The 15913-nt window shown below is 61.1% G+C and carries 15 protein-coding genes; 7 read left to right on the top strand and 8 right to left on the bottom strand.

The annotated features are described in order from the left end of the window. Window positions 1-148 precede the first annotated feature (148 nt). The 5 genes from sufC to ACYQ12_RS12840 all read left to right on the top strand — a co-directional run bounded on the left by sufC (window position 149) and on the right by ACYQ12_RS12840 (window position 4859). Window positions 149-901, top strand: coding sequence for a Fe-S cluster assembly ATPase SufC (gene sufC / locus ACYQ12_RS12860; RefSeq protein WP_459872361.1), 753 nt, complete (start codon window positions 149-151; stop codon window positions 899-901). Continuing rightward, complete coding sequence (gene sufD / locus ACYQ12_RS12855) at window positions 898-2238, top strand: Fe-S cluster assembly protein SufD (RefSeq protein WP_459872358.1); 1341 nt, start codon at window positions 898-900, stop codon at window positions 2236-2238. Before sufC ends, sufD begins: the two co-directional genes overlap by 4 nt. A gap of 2 nt (window positions 2239-2240) precedes the next feature. Then, the gene (locus ACYQ12_RS12850) at window positions 2241-3482 is read left to right on the top strand and encodes a SufS family cysteine desulfurase (RefSeq protein WP_459872355.1); all 1242 of its coding nucleotides are present in this window, start codon (window positions 2241-2243) and stop codon (window positions 3480-3482) included. An 8-nt stretch (window positions 3483-3490) separates the two neighbouring features. Further along, complete coding sequence (gene sufT, locus ACYQ12_RS12845; protein ID WP_459872353.1) at window positions 3491-4054, top strand: putative Fe-S cluster assembly protein SufT; 564 nt, start codon at window positions 3491-3493, stop codon at window positions 4052-4054. Window positions 4055-4175: 121 nt separating this feature from the next. Further along, window positions 4176-4859 carry a SanA/YdcF family protein gene (locus ACYQ12_RS12840; RefSeq protein ID WP_459872350.1) on the top strand — a complete coding sequence of 228 codons (684 nt, stop codon included), beginning with the start codon at window positions 4176-4178 and terminating at the stop codon, window positions 4857-4859. Window position 4860: 1 nt separating this feature from the next. Here ACYQ12_RS12840 and ACYQ12_RS12835 read toward each other — a convergent pair whose 3' ends face one another. The 4 genes from ACYQ12_RS12835 to ACYQ12_RS12820 all read right to left on the bottom strand — a co-directional run bounded on the left by ACYQ12_RS12835 (window position 4861) and on the right by ACYQ12_RS12820 (window position 7959). Further along, window positions 4861-5307, bottom strand: a complete 447-nt coding sequence (locus ACYQ12_RS12835) for a hypothetical protein (protein WP_459872347.1) — start codon at window positions 5305-5307, stop codon at window positions 4861-4863. Between the two features lie 116 nt (window positions 5308-5423). After that, entirely contained in the window at window positions 5424-6335 is a 912-nt protein-coding gene (gene rimK / locus ACYQ12_RS12830) for a 30S ribosomal protein S6--L-glutamate ligase (RefSeq protein ID WP_459872344.1), read from the bottom strand. Between the two features lie 154 nt (window positions 6336-6489). After that, window positions 6490-6927 (bottom strand): ATP-dependent zinc protease family protein, encoded by a 438-nt coding sequence (locus tag ACYQ12_RS12825; protein ID WP_459872341.1) that lies wholly within the window; start codon window positions 6925-6927, stop codon window positions 6490-6492. Window positions 6928-6930: 3 nt separating this feature from the next. After that, on the bottom strand, window positions 6931-7959 hold the full coding sequence (locus ACYQ12_RS12820; RefSeq protein WP_459872338.1) for a DUF3549 family protein: 1029 nt from the start codon (window positions 7957-7959) through the stop codon (window positions 6931-6933). A gap of 348 nt (window positions 7960-8307) precedes the next feature. Here ACYQ12_RS12820 and ACYQ12_RS12815 point away from each other — a divergent pair, with 348 nt between their 5' ends. Beyond that, a complete protein-coding gene (locus ACYQ12_RS12815; protein WP_459872336.1) occupies window positions 8308-8634 on the top strand; it encodes a YqcC family protein in 327 nt (108 codons plus the stop codon). 75 nt (window positions 8635-8709) lie between these two features. Further along, window positions 8710-9132: a gamma-glutamylcyclotransferase family protein gene (locus ACYQ12_RS12810; protein WP_459872333.1), complete on the top strand. Its 423-nt coding sequence runs from the start codon at window positions 8710-8712 to the stop codon at window positions 9130-9132. 84 nt (window positions 9133-9216) lie between these two features. Here ACYQ12_RS12810 and ACYQ12_RS12805 read toward each other — a convergent pair whose 3' ends face one another. The 4 genes from ACYQ12_RS12805 to putA form a co-directional block, all read right to left on the bottom strand. Next, complete coding sequence (locus tag ACYQ12_RS12805; RefSeq protein ID WP_459872330.1) at window positions 9217-9840, bottom strand: OmpW/AlkL family protein; 624 nt, start codon at window positions 9838-9840, stop codon at window positions 9217-9219. Window positions 9841-10027: 187 nt separating this feature from the next. Then, complete coding sequence (locus ACYQ12_RS12800; protein ID WP_459872327.1) at window positions 10028-10630, bottom strand: OmpW/AlkL family protein; 603 nt, start codon at window positions 10628-10630, stop codon at window positions 10028-10030. Between the two features lie 246 nt (window positions 10631-10876). Beyond that, a complete protein-coding gene (gene putP / locus ACYQ12_RS12795) occupies window positions 10877-12355 on the bottom strand; it encodes a sodium/proline symporter PutP (RefSeq protein WP_459872324.1) in 1479 nt (492 codons plus the stop codon). A gap of 224 nt (window positions 12356-12579) precedes the next feature. After that, on the bottom strand, window positions 12580-15771 hold the full coding sequence (putA, locus tag ACYQ12_RS12790; RefSeq protein WP_459872322.1) for a bifunctional proline dehydrogenase/L-glutamate gamma-semialdehyde dehydrogenase PutA: 3192 nt from the start codon (window positions 15769-15771) through the stop codon (window positions 12580-12582). Between the last annotated feature and the right edge of the window lie 142 nt (window positions 15772-15913).

The raw sequence follows: 15913 nt of genomic DNA, 5'->3' as shown, positions 1-15913 counted from the left end.
AAGCTGGTTCGAGAATGCTCATTTACTTCAGTAAACTCCGCTTCTCTGCAGCTTCCGCCGTGTTCAGGCGCCGCTCGCTCGTTTCTCGAAACGTTTTAGAGAGGACGCGCTGTCGGCCTCGCGAAACCAGAATTCAAAGGTGGCAAACATGCTCGAAGTCAAAGATCTTCACGTCACGGTGGAAGACAAGGAAATCCTCAAGGGCCTGAATCTGACGATCAATTCAGGAGAGATCCACGCCATCATGGGGCCCAACGGGGCGGGCAAGTCTACCCTGTCGGCGGTGATCGCCGGAAAGGATGGCTACGAGGTAACCGGAGGATCCATCACCTTCGAGGGGCGTGACGTGCTCGACATGGAAATCGAGGAGCGGGCGCAGGCCGGGCTGTTGCTGGGCTTCCAGTACCCGGTCGAGATACCGGGCGTGAAGAACATCTATCTGCTCAAGGCAGCCCTCAATGCCCAGCGTGAAGCACGCGGTGAGGGCGAGATGCCGGCGCCGGAGTTCATGAAGCTGGTCAAGGAAAAGCTGGCTTACATGAAGATGGATGCGAGCTTCCTGCAACGCGCCGTCAATGAAGGTTTCTCGGGAGGCGAGAAGAAGCGCAACGAGATTCTGCAGATGCTGATATTGCAGCCCAAGCTGGCGATGCTCGACGAGATCGATTCCGGATTGGATATCGATGCCATGAAGGTCGTGGCCGAAGGGGTCAATTCGCTGCGTGCCGAGGATCGCGCGATTCTCATGGTCACTCACTATCAGCGTCTGCTCGATTATATCGTGCCCGATGTGGTGCATGTATTGGTCGACGGCCGCATCGTCAAGACAGGCGACAAGAATCTGGCCCACGAACTTGAAGCCCGCGGTTATGAATGGGTACTGGAGGAATCAGCGGCATGAGTGCACCGGAACTGTTTCTGCAGCGCCTCGCCGAGCGTGACGGCGCTGCCGACCCGACCTGGGTCGCGGCACGTCGCCAAGCCGGCGCGGCGCGCTTTGAAGCGATGGGGTTTCCCACCTCGCGCGACGAGGCGTGGAAGTATACCGATGTGCGCCGCATCGCGCAGACCGACTTCTCTCTGCCTCAGGATGCCCGGCTCGACAGGGAACGTTTTGATGCGCTGGCACTGTCCAGCGATGCTCATCGGCTGGTCTTCGTTGATGGTCTCTTCTCGGCGGAGCTCTCCGATGTCGACAGCCTGCCTGCCGGGGTCAGCGTCGAGCCGCTGTCGGTTGCCATGGAGATCAATCACGAGGCGATCGGCGGTGCGCTGGGGCGTCTGGCGGGGGTCGAGTTCTCGCCGTTTACCGCGCTCAACACGGCCTTTGCCCATGAAGGTGCCGTGGTACGTCTAGCGCCGGGCACGGTGGTGGAAGCTCCCATCTACCTCTGCTTCGTTTCTCGCCAGAATGCCCAGCCGGTCATGAGTCACCCGCGAGTGCTGATCATGGGCGGTGGGCGCAGCGAGGCCACCGTCATCGAGCACTATGCCGGCGAGTCGGGTGCCGCCAACTTCACCAACGTGGTCACCGAAGTGCTGCTAGAGCGCGGGGCGATACTCAAGCACTACAAGCTGCAGGAGGCCTCGACCGATGACCTGCACGTGGCCAGTATCCATATCGATCAGAGTCGCGACAGCCGTTTCGCTTCATTCAACCTGAATCTGGGCGGTGCCCTGGTGCGCAACGATCTGGTGGCCGATCTCAACGCCGAGGGTGCCGAGGCCAACTACAACGGCCTGTTCTTCGGTCAGGGGCGTCAGCACATCGATAACCACACGCTGGTCAATCACAATGCGCCGCGCACCTTCTCCAACGAGAACTACAAGGGGATTCTCGGCGAGCGTGCCCGGGGCGTGTTCAACGGTAAGGTCATCGTCAAGCGCGACAGCCAGCAGATCGAGGCTTACCAGAGCAACGCCAACCTGCTGCTGTCCGACCGGGCCGAGGTCGACACCAAGCCGGAGCTCGAAATCTATGCCGATGATGTCAAGTGCTCCCACGGCACCACCACGGGGCAGCTCGACGAAGAAGCGGTCTTTGCCCTGCGCACCCGCGGCCTCAGCGAACAGCTGGCGAGAGGACTGCTGACTCTGGCGTTTGCCGGCGAGGTCATGGAGCAGGTGGGATTGCCCGAGGTTGCCGAACGTGTCGAGCGAGCCGTGGCCGGCAAACTGCCGGAGCGCTTCAACCTGACCGGCCTGGTCGAGGCTGCCGACAGCGCAGAGGAGGCATGATCATGACCTCCTTCGAGGATCTGACACTTGATGTGGTAAAGGTACGTCGGGACTTTCCCATTCTGAATCGGCAAGTCCATGGCAAGCCGCTGATCTACCTCGATAATGCGGCAACCAGCCAGACCCCGACTGCCGTCATCGAGTCGATCGAGGATTATTACAGCCGTTACAACGCCAACATCCATCGCGGTCTGCACACCCTGGCCGACGAGGCCACTGCCGCCTATGAAGGCACCCGTGACAAGGTGCGCGCCATGCTGGGGGCCCGTGAGACCCGTGAGATCGTGTTCACACGGGGCACCACCGAAGCCATCAATCTGGTGGCCAACAGCTGGGGGCGGGCCAACCTGAAGGCCGGTGACGAAGTGCTGGTCTCGCTGATGGAACATCACTCCAATATCGTGCCCTGGCAACTGCTGGCCGAGCAGCTAGGCATCGTGATCAGGGTGATTCCCGTCGACGATCGTGGCGTGCTGGACATGGCCGCTTATCGCGCTCTGTTCGGCGAGCGTACGCGTCTGGTCTGCGTCAACCACGTCTCCAACGCATTGGGAACGGTGAATCCGATCCGTGAGATGGCCGAGGTGGCGCATGCCCATGAAGCGCTGATCCTGGTCGATGGTGCCCAGGCGGTTCCTCATCAGCGGGTGGACGTGCAGGAGATCGACGCCGATTTCTACGCTTTCTCCGGTCATAAGGTCTACGGACCGACGGGAGTCGGCGCGCTTTATGCGAAATCGGAGCTGCTCGAGGCGATGCCGCCCTGGCAGGGAGGCGGGGAGATGATCAAGACCGTGTCGTTCGATCGCGGCACGGTCTACAACACCATTCCCCACCGCTTCGAGGCGGGTACGCCGGCAATTGCGGAAGTCATTGCCATGGGCGTGGCGCTGGACTGGGTGAGCGCTATCGGTATCGAATTGATTGGTGCCTGGGAGCAGCGTCTTCTCTCGCATGCCACCGAGCAGCTGTCCGGCATCGATGGTCTGCGGATCCTGGGTACGGCACCCGACAAGGCGGGTGTGGTGTCCTTTATCGTGGATGGCGCGCATGCCCAGGATATCGGGCTGCTGATCGACCAGCTGGGCGTGGCGATCCGTACCGGGCATCACTGCGCGCAGCCGGTGCTGGGCCACTTCGGCGTCGATGCGACCTGTCGCGCGTCGTTTGCTGCCTACAACACGCCGGAAGAGATCGATCAGTTCGTCGAGGCGCTGATCCGCGTCATCGGCATGGTGCGCTAGGAGACGGCATGGATCAACTGAAAGGCCTGAACAAGGGGCAGCAGATGCCCCTGCAGCGCGATGTCGAGGCCATTTCCATCCCCTTTGGCAAGGTGGTGACGCTCGTCGAGGACAGTATCGTCAGTATCATGCAGGCCAAGGGCAGCTCGGTCAGCGTGTCGTTCGAAGGGCGCCTGTTCCTGATCGAGGGCAGCGACCTGGACGCCCTGGGCCTCGAGTCGCTGCCTCGTCCCACCTTGCCCGAGGATGCCAGTGAAGAGGCATTGGAGCAGTTCATCTGGGATCAGTTACGGACTTGCTATGACCCCGAGATTCCGGTCAATATCGTCGACCTCGGTCTGGTTTATGGTTGCCGCATCGAGCATCTGCTGTCCGGTGAAAAGATCGTGACGATCCGCATGACGCTGACCGCGCCCGGCTGCGGGATGGGAGACGTCATTGCCGAAGATGCGCGCCGCAAGATTCTAGGGGCGCCGCAGATCTCCAAGGTCCATGTCGAAACGGTCTTCGATCCTCCCTGGAGCCGGGAAATGATGAGCGAAGAGGCGCGACTTGAACTGGGCATGTTCTAGACGCCTGCCTCAGAGCGTGACAGATCAGGCGGCAACCCCGTATTCTCCACCGAGTTTGATGGGTCAGGAGCCGGCCAGAAGGGCCGCTGGCCAACGGGATTGATGGCGGGTGGAGATTCGCATGTGGCGCGTATTGAAGCGTCTGTTACTCGCGCTGTTCGGTGCATTGCTCACGCTCTGCCTGATTGTCGTGGCGCTCAATGTCTGGGTTCTCGCCAAGACGCACTCTCGAATCGAGCATGACCTGCCGCTATGTGTCGCCGAGCCGGTGGGGCTGGTCTTCGGAACGGCGCGGGGATTGCGTGGAGGCGGTCGCAATCCCTATTTTTCGGCACGGATCATGGCGGCAGCGCGCCTGCTGCGTCTGCAGCGCGTTCAGCATCTGCTGCTGTCGGGTGACAACCGCACGCGCTTTTACAATGAACCCATCACCATGTGGCGTGATCTGCGGGGACATAACGTGCCCAAAGGGGCCATGACGCTCGACTATGCGGGGTTCAGTACGTTCGATAGCATCGTGAGAGCCAAGGAGGTGTTCGGCGTCAGGCGAGTGCTATTGATCTCTCAGGCCTGGCACCTGCCGCGAGCGCTTTTCATCGCCGATGCGATGGGAATCGAGGCTTATGGTTGCGCTGCGCCCGGAGAGCCGGCGACCGGCGCCTGGCAGCTCTGGTTGCGTGAATGGCTGGCACGAGCTGCCACCGTAGGAGATCTCTATCTCTGGGGACGTAAACCCTACTTCCTGGGCCCTTTCGAGCCCTTGCCTCTGCGGGAGCCGACTTCAAGGCTGTCGGACAGCGCTTGAGTCAGCGTTTGTGTCGTTGGTTCTGGAAGCGGTTGAGTTCACGGATCAGGGCGCGGCAATTCTTCCAGCACTGCTCCAGTGTCGGCTCGATGGGATCAGGCAGCGGATGGGTAAAGGCGGTGCCCAGCGCCTGCATGAGAACACGTTCCTGTTCGAGCAACTCGCCGATCAGCACCTGGCTGTCGTTGCCGACGAAGCTCTTGATGCGGCTCCAGAGCCACAAGTAATCGTCACGTTCGACATCGGCATCGCGCGGCAGCAGATCCAGGTGCTCCCTGGCCAGAACCTGGAGTTCCCGAAGGGCCTTCTCGCGCTCGCCGTAGTAGGGTTTCAGGGTTTCACGCAGGGCGGGACGCAGGCGTTCGAGATTGTCCTGGAAGTAGTCAAGGCTGTCAGCTAGCGCTTCCAGCACGCTATCCATCGCCACCTGGCGATTATCGAGAAACATGGGCGGTCACCTCCTCCGGTGACGCAAATTGTGCGTGTGGAAACACTGTTTTGCTACCCCCATGGACAAGAATTTTTATTATTGACGATATTCGCGTATCGGCGATGACAAATCCTTTACCCCTTGGGCTTAGGCGGTGTCGTCTTGCGGGGTGTGCTGGCGTTCTTTTCCAGATGCTCGACGATCAGGCCGGCGATATCCTTGCCGGTTGCCGTTTCGATTCCCTGCAGTCCGGGGGATGAGTTGACTTCCATGATGACCGGGCCATGGTTGGAGCGCAGCAGGTCGACACCCGCCACGAGCAGACCCATGGCCTTGGCGGCACGGATAGCGGTGGAGCGCTCTTCCGGTGTGATGCGGATCACGCTGGCACTGCCGCCACGGTGCAGGTTGGAGCGGAATTCGCCCTCCGCCGCCTGGCGTTTCATCGCGGCCACGACCTTGTCACCGATCACGAAGCAGCGAATGTCGGCGCCCTTGGCCTCCTTGATGTACTCCTGGACCATGATATTGGCTTTCATGCCCATGAATGCCTGGATGACCGACTCCGCCGCCTGGTTGGTTTCGGCCAGTACCACGCCGATGCCTTGGGTGCCTTCGAGCAGTTTGATCACCAGCGGGGCACCACGGACCATCTTGATCAGGTCGGGAATGTCATCGGGAGAGTGCGCAAAGCCGGTGATGGGGAGACCCAGGCCCTTGCGTGACAACAACTGCAACGAACGCAGCTTGTCACGTGAGCGGGTGATGGCGACGGAATCGTTGAGCACGTAGGTTCCCATCATTTCGAACTGCCGCAGCACGGCACATCCATAGAATGTCACCGAAGCGCCGATCCGCGGCACGATGGCATCGAAGGGCTCGATCTCCTCGCCCTTGTAATGAATCGATGGGCGATGCGAGGCAATGTTCATGTAGCAGCGCAGCGTGTCGATGACACGCGCACTATGTCCTCGCTGTTCGGCGGCTTCCACCAGCCGCCGGGTGGAGTACAGATTACGGTTACGCGACAGAATGCCGATATGCATGTGACTCTCCAGTGGCTCAACAAGGATCGGATACGGATAAGGGGCGAAGCGGATGCCGACGCTCAGAAGGCGTCAGGGTTTTCCGTCCGGCAACGCCTGGACAGGTCCAGTGCCGGGACGCGAGTCCCCGGTGGCATGATGCCATCGGACGTCACTAGGGTTCGCCATGCAGGAACGCGGCTCCCGGGGCAACCAGCAGCCGGCGCATGGCTCGGCGACCCAGCAACATGGGATGGCGCATGCTGCGACGATCGCTGAGGGTCAGCTCTATGGGGTAATCGAGGCCGCCCAGCAGCATGCGCGTACGAATGACATAGCGCCACTGCTCGTGACCGTTGGAGCTCTTGACCTTGCGACGATCATGAAGAGGTACACGCAGTTTGTGCGCCGGGGTGTCGGTTCCGCCCATATGGGTGATGAAACTGACCCACAGATGACCTTCCTGCTCGAAGGGTTCGATATGCTCGGCGTGCAATGCCGATGTCCTGGCACCGGTGTCGACCTTGCAGCACAGCGTCAATTGCAGATCGGGCAGAGTGACCATCTCGCGGCGGCCGATCACGGCCTTGGCCTGATAGGGCAGTGCTTTCATGAATTATCGACTCAGTTCGGCCAATCGTTGTCCCACTGGCGATGCCGGCTCGGCCTGACGCAGCGTCATCAGCACCGGCAGGCGCAGACGCGGAATCAGCGCCAGATCACGTACCAGTGCAGCGAAATCCAGCTGTGAATTTTCGGCAAGCCGGGCCAGAAAGCGCGGCAGGCGTTCGGCATGCTCGAGATGCGCCCAGCCGCGGGCCGCAATGGCGGTGAGCAATCCCGGGTCCTCGGCGGCGTCTCCCGCGAGCAGCTCGTCATACCACTCTCCCGCCAAGGGCGACGGACTGGCGCCCAAAGCACGCACGATGGCGTGGAAGGTCTCCATGTCGCTTTCCTCCCGGGCGCGTCTGCCCCGCTCATGAAGCGCCGTCGCCAAGGCGTCTTCAGGCCCGACATGCTCCATACAGTAGCAGAGAGGGCGCACCACCTCGACCGGGAGACCTGCCAGGCGGTTCGCCAGGATGCGGGCCTGTTCGTCGTCGTAGCGCACACTGAAGTCGGCGATGCCCTGCAAGCCGAGAAACTGCCAGTCCACTTCCTGCGCTCCGGTCAGGTACGCCTCGGTCAGCTCATGATGCTGGCTGGCGGGACGTGAGAAATCGTATGCAGCCCGAGCATGCAGGATGGCCCGCTGCGTCAGTTCGGGTGTGAAGGCCAGTGGATTGTCCTTCATCAGATTGCCCGCTTCGTCATCCCCCCGATGGCCGGCCTGTTCGGCAGTGTGCCCCAGTGTCTCGATCAGGCGGCTGATGAAAGCATCGCGTGGTGCGAGAACCAACCGTCCCTCCTCGTCGAGTGGCAGGGCGAGAAACCAGATCAAGGGGTCCATGCTTTCATCGGCGAAGCGGAACACGCAGGCAAAACGTGCCTGTCCTTGCCAGGGAAGCGGCCAAGGCACCGTACCGCTCTCGAATTCGGCCAACCGGGCCGGCGCAAAAGGTGCGACGCAGCGTCCCATGTCATAAAAGTGTACGTCGGCCCCGGTACGTGTAAAGAAGTCGGTCAGCGTATGGATCGGTTGCATGGTCTCTCTCCGTATCGGGCCGCGCACTGTAACCTGACATTGAAAGGCTTTCCAGCGCCTGACCAAGCAGTCCTGCCCGGCATGTGTGGCTCGGTATCGTTCTCCGGGACAGCGGTCTGATCAAAAAACGTACAACCTTTGCAGAGCGCCGCGATGTCGCGGCGAGCACGACTTTTCCAGAGGTTATCCACACGGTCTTGCAGGATTTCTGTGAATTGCTGCGCAGGCTGGACGCGATCCGTTCACCATCAGTCGGGAGCCCTTCAGCCGGGCAGTGGAATAGTCGGCTGGCCAGTGCCCCTGTCGAACAGGATAATAGGCGTCCGATGACGAGATGGAGAAGATGACATGGATTCACATGCCGAACTCGCCCAGGCGCTGGTGCGTCTCGAGGCTACGTTGAAAAGCGCGGACCTCTGGGGCTTTCCCTCGCCTCCGGCCTCTGCATATGACAGCTCCGAGCCTTTCTGCATCGATACCATGGAGCTGCCGCAGTGGCTCAGGTACGTCTTCATCCCCAGGTTGGAGGCGCTGATCGAGGCCAACGCGCCGCTGCCGGCGAAATGCGATGTCGCCCCCGCCGCCGAGGCCTGGTTGCAGAATGCCTCGTCCAGTATACGTCTGACCGTGGTCAGTGCCATTGCCGAAGTCGATCGTGTCATCACCGAGGCATGAATCCCGCATGTCCTATTACTTCGCTTACGGTAGCAACATGAATGCCGATCGGGTCATGGCACGCATCGGTGCGCCATGCGGGGTACGCTCGAAGACTACCGGCTGACGTTCAACAAGCGCTCGCGCGTGCCGGGAGTCGCACATGCCAACATCACGCCGCAGCCGGGGGCGCGGGTCGAAGGCGTGCTTTATCGTCTGCAGGAAGATTGCCAGATCCGGGCCATGGATCCTTTCGAAGGTCACCCACGTCATTACATTCGCGAGGTGCTGCCAGTGCGCACTGCGGAAGGCGACGTGCCCGCCTGGGTCTATATTGCTTCGCCGATCATGACGGCACCATCACTGAAACCGGCCCGGGAGTATCTCGAGCATCTCCTGGCGGGACGCCCCTTTCTCTCGTCGGAATACCATGCGCAGCTAACGCAGGTGGAGTGTGTCGGTGGATTGTGTGAGATCTCGCTGACGATGCTGGGTCTCTCTCGCGATACCTCCCGCTGATTCGCTGCCAATCGAGCGCATGAGTCTCTGGAATGCAAAACGCCAAGGCTCCGGAGCCTTGGCGTTGCGAATGATCCTGAGCACTTAGAAACGGAAGCTGAGGGCGCCCATGACCACGACCGGGTCGATGTCGACATTGCCGAGGTCGGTGCCATCGAGGCTGGCATCGGTGTCGATGTCCAGATACCAGGCGGCTGCGTTGAGTGCCCAGTGCTCGTTGATCAGCAGATCCACGCCCACCTGGCCGGCTGCGCCCCAGGAGTCGTCCAGCTCGAGATTGCCCAGTGCGCTGTTGTCGTCCGAGAAGTGCGTGTAGTTGATGCCGGCGCCGACATAGGGCTGCACGCGGGACGGGGTACCGCCCAATGGGTAGTACTGCAGGGTCAGCGTCGGCGGCAGGTGCTTGGTCGAGGCGAGATTATCGCCATTGAGTTCGATGTCATGCTCGAAGCGGTCGGCGGCCAGCAGCTCGACGCCCAGCTTGTCATGGAAGCGATAACCGAACGTGATGGCAAACCCCTGATCATCCTGTACGTCGACGTCGATTCCTCCGCTCAGAGTGCCGTTGTCGCTTTTCGGCGAGACCTTGGCGACACCGACTCGGGTGAAGATGTCACCCGCGCCGTAGGCGAGAACCTGGCTGCTGATGACGAGGCCGCCAATCATGAGGCCCGTGGCTAGCGCAGAAGTGAGGAGGGGCTTACGCATGATGCTGTTCCTTATGAATGTCTTGCTCAGAAGAGGTACTACCAACGTGGTAGAAGTCTATTCCGGTTGCGGAAAAGCGTTTTGATCCAGCGCAAGCCTTGCGTAGGTAGGTGTAAACGGTAGAAGGGCTATAAACGACATCGCCGGGCACGAGGCCCGGCGATGGATGAAGCTGAACTGCTCGATGTCAGAAGCGGAAGGTAATGCCGCCACCGATGGTGACCGGGTCCAGCTTGGCTTTACCCGAAGCGGAGTTGCCGCCGTAGTTCGCATTGATATCGGAATCCACATCGGTATACGTGGCAAAACCGTTCAAGGCAACGTTTTCCATGATCGCCAGATCGACACCCACCTGGCCGACCGCGCCCCAGGAATGGTCCATGTTGAGGCTGCCGCCATCCAGGCTTTCATCAGAAAAACGCGTGTAGTTGACGCCTGCCCCGACATACGGCTGAATGCGCGCATCCATCCCGCCCAGCGGATAGTACTGCACCATCAGGTTGATCGGCCGCTGCTCGAAAGAGCCGCCAGAGAATTCGTGCTCGAATTTTTCGGAGCTGCTCAGTTCCAGACCCAGCTTATCGTGGAACATGTAGCCGACTCCGCCCACGAAACCGTTTTCGTCGTTGAGGTCCAGATCCTGGTTGCGGATCTCGGCGTCATCCGCGCTGGACTTGGCAACGCCGGCGCGAACGAAGATATCCCCAGCACCGTAAGCGAATGCCGCTTGCGTGGCAAAGATGCAGCTACCTGCCAGTACGGCAGCGGAAAACAGTTTTGTCTTGGTCATGAGTCTCTCCTCGAGTCTCGGCGATATGAGATACACACAAAGTATAGGAAACACTGTTTCCTAGTCGAGTAAAATTTTGAAACACTGTTTGTAAACTTTTGTGCAACGCAGGGAGAGTTTCGAATCGACTCGAGGCGAGATGAGGTGAGCTAAAGCGCTTCGAAGGAGGCAGCACGGGATACTGGAAATGCTTGAGAACGCAACAGACCGCCGTGTGGCGGTCTGTTATCCAGCGCAGGATGGCGATCAGATCTTGCTGACGCTATCGAACTCGTCGGTTACGGCGGTGCTGGGTGCCTGGGTGACGAGACTTGCCACCACGATGGCAATGTAGGCAAAGATGACGCCCGGCACGATCTCGTAGAGATCGAAAATTCCACCGGTCAGTTTGCTCCAGACCACCACGGTCACGCCACCGACAATGATACCGGCGAGAGCGCCCCAGCGATTCATGCGTCTCCAGAACAGCGCCATGATCAGCGCGGGACCGAAGGCGGCACCGAATCCGGCCCAGGCATAGGAGACCAGATTCAGAACGCTGGAATCCGGGTCCAGCGCCAGCAGATAGGCGGCGATGGCAATGCCGATCACCGACAGGCGGCCAACCCATACCAGCTCTTTCTGCGAAGCGTCCTTGCGGAAGATCGCCTTGTAGAAATCGTCGGTCAGCGCGGAGGAGGAGACCAGCAGTTGGGAGTCCGCCGTCGACATGACCGCGGCGAGAATGGCGGCGAGCAGGACGCCGGCGACCACCGGGTGGAAGATGAAGTTGACCATGATCATGAAGATTCGCTCGCCGTCGGCCAGGTCGCGGGGGACATAGACCAGCCCCAGCAGACCGATGCCCACGGCACAGATCAGACCCAGCGCAGACCAGGTCACGGCGATGCGGCGGGCGGCGGGAATATCCTTTTCGCTGCGGATCGCGGCAAAGCGCGCCAGAATGTGCGGCTGGCCGAAATAACCCAGTCCCCAGGCCAGCGAACTGACGATACCGATGAACGACAAGGCCTCGCCGGTCGATGCGTCACGGAACCACTCGAGCAGTTGCGGGTTCTCGGCCGTGATGCGCGAGGCCGCCTCGGAAAGTCCCCCCATGTCGGTCAGGGCAATGACCGGCACGATCAGCAGTGCCACGGCCATCATCAAGCCCTGGATCAGGTCGGTCCAGGATACCGCCAGGAAGCCGCCGAAGAAGGTGTAGGAGATGATGGCAATGGTACCGATGGTGACTGCCAGGCTGTAGTCGAGACCGAAGACCGTCTCGAACAGCTTGCCCCCCGCGACCAGACCGGAACTGGTGTAGAAGAGGAAAAACAGCAGGATGAACAGCGCCGAGATGACCTGCAGCAGATGCGAGGTATCACGAAAACGCTTGGCGAAGAAGTCGGGCAGCGTCAGGGAGTCGCTGGCGACAAAGCTGTAGATGCGTAGTCGCCTGGCGACGATCAGCCAGTTGAGCCAGGTGCCCGCCAACAGACCGACGGCGATCCAACTGGCCGAGACGCCGCTGACGTAGGCCGCGCCAGGCAGACCCAGCAACAGCCAGCCGGACATGTCGGAGGCGCCGGCGGAGATCGCCGATGTCCAGGGACCCAGCGAACGGCCCCCGAGAATATAGTCGGAAAGATTGGTGGTGCGCTTGTAGGCAACGATGCCGATCCCGAGCATTACGAGGAGGTAGACGGCAAAGGTGATGCCTATGGTGATATTGTTTTCAACCATCGTCAGTTGTTCCTGTTCGTTTGTTGTTGTCGAACCCGAGAACGCCGCTGTCTCGGCGGCATTTCCAGGTTCCCGTCACTCAGGCAGTGATAGCGTGTCGGAGCATTTCTCGCAGCCATGCTGACGTCGTGACGACGTTTCGAAAGGCTGTGCCCTGACACGTCAGGCACTGCCTGGGATGGACGAAGCGGCTAGCCGCTTCGTCCGACGGCCTTGCTCACGGCTCATTCATCACCGAGTGCCAGCAGGGACGCGTTGCCACCCAGAGCGGCGGTATTGATGGTGCGTGTCTTCTCGGTAACAAAGCTTAACAGATAATGCGGTCCGCCGGCCTTGGGGCCGGTCCCTGAAAGGCCCTGCCCACCGAAAGGCTGCACACCGACCACGGCGCCGATGATATTACGGTTGATATACACATTTCCCGCACGAATTTTCTTGCTGATCTCGTAAGCGTAGGACTCGTTACGGCTGTGAATGCCGAATGTCAGCCCATACCCGGTGGCATTGATGGTGGCGATGACCTTGTCGATGTCGCCCGCCTTGTAGCGTGCAATGTGCAGGATCGGACCGAACTGCTCGCGCTCGAGCGCCTCGATACCCTCGATGGAGAAGGCGACGGGCGCCACGAAGGTGCCATGGGCGGTATCGGCGGGATTCATCGGCGTTTCGGCGATCAACCGGCCTTCGCGCTTCATTGTCTCGATATGCTGCATGAGGCCCCGACGGGCCTCCTCATCGATGACCGGGCCGACATCGGTGCCCAGTTGCCGCGGATCGCCGACACGCAGTTCGGCCATGGCGCCCTTGAGTACCTCGATGACCCGGTCGGCCACATCCTCCTGCAGGTACAGTACCCGCAGCGCCGAACAGCGCTGTCCAGCGCTCTGGAAGGCGGAGGCCACGACATCGGCGACCACCTGTTCGGGCAGGGCCGTCGAGTCGACGATCATCGCGTTCAGTCCGCCGGTCTCGGCGACCAGAGTGGGTAGGGCGGCCCCTTCGCGCGCAGCCAGGGCGCGGTTGATGATCTGCGCGGTATCGGTGCCGCCGGTGAACACCACGCCGGTGATACGCGGATCGGAAGACAGCACGCTGCCCACGGTGGGGCCATCGCCCGGCAGCAGTTGCACTACGTCGCGCGGCATGCCGGCTTCGTAGAGCAGTTCGATCACCCGATGCGCCACCAGCGAGGTCTGCTCCGCCGGTTTGGCGAGCACGGTGTTGCCCGCTACGGCAGTGGCAACGATCTGGCCGCAGAAGATCGCGACCGGAAAATTCCACGGGCTGATGGCGGCAAAGACGCCCTTGCCGGAGAGCACCAGCTCGTTGGATTCACCGGTCGGACCGGGCAGCGGTGTCGCCTCGCCGAGCAGCTCCCGGGCGCGGGCGGCATAGTAGCGGCAGAAATCCACTGCCTCGCGAATCTCGTCGACGCCATCGGTGAGCAGCTTGCCGCCTTCGCGGGAGCATAGCGTCATCAGCTCCGCCATGTGGCTTTCCATGAGATCGCCCAGGCGCTCGATGATCAGAGCCCGCTCTTCCACCGGCGTGATCTCCCAGCGCGGATAGGCGGCCCAGGCGGCATCAAGCGCCTGTTGCGCCTGCGCCTGGGTGGTCCACTGCACACTGCCGACGCGTTTACGATTGTCGAAGGGACAGAGCACGTCATGGCGCTGCGGGGCATCATCGGGAACGTTGAAAGCCAGTAGCGGCTTGATATGGTGCTCCCGGTCCATGAAGGTGGCCATCTCATCCATCAAGGGCCGGTACTGGCTGTTGATGTTGAGGTTCACCCCGCGCGAGTTGCGGCGTTTCTCGCCGTAGAGATCGCATGGCAGGGGAATGCGCGGGTTGGCATAGCGTGTATATTGCCGCAGCTGTTCCACCGGGTGAACGCACAGCGTTTCCACCGGCACGCGAGGGTCGACCAGCTGATGGACGAAGGAGGAGTTGGCGCCATTTTCGAGCAGCCGGCGTACCAGATAGGGCAGCAGGTCCTTGTGGGCGCCCACCGGTGCATAGATACGACAGTAGGTGCCTTCGGGAGCGCGTTTCAGCGCCGCGTCGTAGAGCGCCTCGCCCATGCCGTGCAGGCGCTGGAATTCGAAGGCGCGCTTGGCGGCGTTGGCCACCTCGAGAATCGCGCTGATCGTGTGAGCGTTGTGGGTGGCGAACTGCGGGAAGATGCGCCCGCGGGTGTTTTCCGAGAGTAGAAAGTGGGCGCAGACCAGATAGGCGACATCGGTATTGGCCTTGCGGGTGAACACCGGGTAGCCCTCCACGCCATGCTGCTGGGATTCCTTGATCTCGGTGTCCCAGTAGGCGCCCTTCACCAGGCGCAGCGGAATCTCGTCGCCCTGCCGGTCGGCGAGGCGGTTGAGATAGTGCAGCACGGACAGCGCGCGTTTAGAGTAAGCCTGTACCACCAGGCCGAAGTGGCCCCAGCCCTTGCAGGTATCACTTTCATAAACGGCACGGAAGACTTCCAGCGACAGCTCGAGACGGTCGACCTCTTCGGCATCGATGGTAATGGCCACATCATGTTCGCGGGCCATGGCGGCCAGCTCCCGGACGGTGCCCACCAGCTCCTCGAGTACCTGCTCGCGGCGGCCGAACTCGTAGCGCGGATGCAGTGCCGAGAGCTTGATGGAGATCGACGGTGCGGGAGTGCGCTCGGAGAGGGTTCTGCTGGTTTCACCGACACGCTTGATGGCGCTGGCATAGTCTTCGAAATAGCGCCGCGCGTCGTCACGGGTGCGCGCAGCCTCGCCGAGCATGTCATAAGAGTAGGTGTAGCCCTTGTTGAAAAGCGGCTTGGAGCGCTTCAGGGCCTCGTCCACGGTGCGGCCGAGCACGAATTGCCGGCCCATGATCTTCATCGCCTGGTACATGGCACTGCGGATCACCGGCTCGCCCATGCGATTGGTCAGGCGGTTGATGAAACTGGCCGGTCTGCCGTCCCTGGGCTGGTCCATCTTGATGACGCGACCGGTCATCAGCAGGCCCCATGTCGAGGCATTGACGAACCATGACTCGCTCTGGCCGAGGTGGTTCTTCCACTCGGCCACTCCCAGCTTGTCCTCGATCAGGGCATCGGCAGTCGCCTTGTCGGGAATACGCAACAGTGCCTCGGCCAGGCACATCAGCAGTACACCTTCCTGAGTGTCCAGACTGTACTGCTGAAGCAGCTCGTCGATGGAGTCGACGGCGGTGTCCATCTCACGGACTTCGCGGATCAGCTCGGCCGTCTTGCTGGCGATACGCCGGAAATCCTCCTCGTCAACCGAGAGCACCTTGACCAATTCCTCGACGTAAGTGTCTTCATCGACGATGTAATGCTCACTGACGCGACGGAACAGCGTATCCAGGTCTTCCCGCCAAGTGGCGGCATCCAGCATGGTATGGGTATTCAGCATGTCAGGTCCCCGTGATGAGCAGCTGCGCGTTGTCGTTGTCACTGCGGGCTCGTCGTCCGTCTTGGCAATCGGTCGTCATGCCGGGGCTCGACGGGCGACATCGCATACGCTCGAAAAGCGCGTGTTACAGGCATTCTGCCTT

The organism is Halomonas shantousis, from assembly GCF_054654615.1.
The sequence above is the reverse complement of the archived record's forward strand: the minus strand, read 5'-3'. Positions and strand labels throughout refer to the sequence as shown.

Excerpts from the sequence above, each read along its gene's own strand:
- sufT (WP_459872353.1), top strand. The coding sequence starts at position 3,491 with ATGGATCAACTGAAAGGCCTGAACAAGGGGCAGCAGATGCCCCTGCAG.
- ACYQ12_RS12850 (WP_459872355.1), top strand. The coding sequence starts at position 2,241 with ATGACCTCCTTCGAGGATCTGACACTTGATGTGGTAAAGGTACGTCGG.
- ACYQ12_RS12820 (WP_459872338.1), bottom strand. The coding sequence starts at position 7,959 with ATGCAACCGATCCATACGCTGACCGACTTCTTTACACGTACCGGGGCC.
- ACYQ12_RS12825 (WP_459872341.1), bottom strand. The coding sequence starts at position 6,927 with ATGAAAGCACTGCCCTATCAGGCCAAGGCCGTGATCGGCCGCCGCGAG.
- ACYQ12_RS12840 (WP_459872350.1), top strand. The coding sequence starts at position 4,176 with ATGTGGCGCGTATTGAAGCGTCTGTTACTCGCGCTGTTCGGTGCATTG.
- ACYQ12_RS12835 (WP_459872347.1), bottom strand. The coding sequence starts at position 5,307 with ATGTTTCTCGATAATCGCCAGGTGGCGATGGATAGCGTGCTGGAAGCG.
- rimK (WP_459872344.1), bottom strand. The coding sequence starts at position 6,335 with ATGCATATCGGCATTCTGTCGCGTAACCGTAATCTGTACTCCACCCGG.
- sufC (WP_459872361.1), top strand. The coding sequence starts at position 149 with ATGCTCGAAGTCAAAGATCTTCACGTCACGGTGGAAGACAAGGAAATC.
- putP (WP_459872324.1), bottom strand. The coding sequence starts at position 12,355 with ATGGTTGAAAACAATATCACCATAGGCATCACCTTTGCCGTCTACCTC.
- ACYQ12_RS12805 (WP_459872330.1), bottom strand. The coding sequence starts at position 9,840 with ATGCGTAAGCCCCTCCTCACTTCTGCGCTAGCCACGGGCCTCATGATT.
- sufD (WP_459872358.1), top strand. The coding sequence starts at position 898 with ATGAGTGCACCGGAACTGTTTCTGCAGCGCCTCGCCGAGCGTGACGGC.
- putA (WP_459872322.1), bottom strand. The coding sequence starts at position 15,771 with ATGCTGAATACCCATACCATGCTGGATGCCGCCACTTGGCGGGAAGAC.
- ACYQ12_RS12800 (WP_459872327.1), bottom strand. The coding sequence starts at position 10,630 with ATGACCAAGACAAAACTGTTTTCCGCTGCCGTACTGGCAGGTAGCTGC.
- ACYQ12_RS12815 (WP_459872336.1), top strand. The coding sequence starts at position 8,308 with ATGGATTCACATGCCGAACTCGCCCAGGCGCTGGTGCGTCTCGAGGCT.
- ACYQ12_RS12810 (WP_459872333.1), top strand. The coding sequence starts at position 8,710 with ATGCGGGGTACGCTCGAAGACTACCGGCTGACGTTCAACAAGCGCTCG.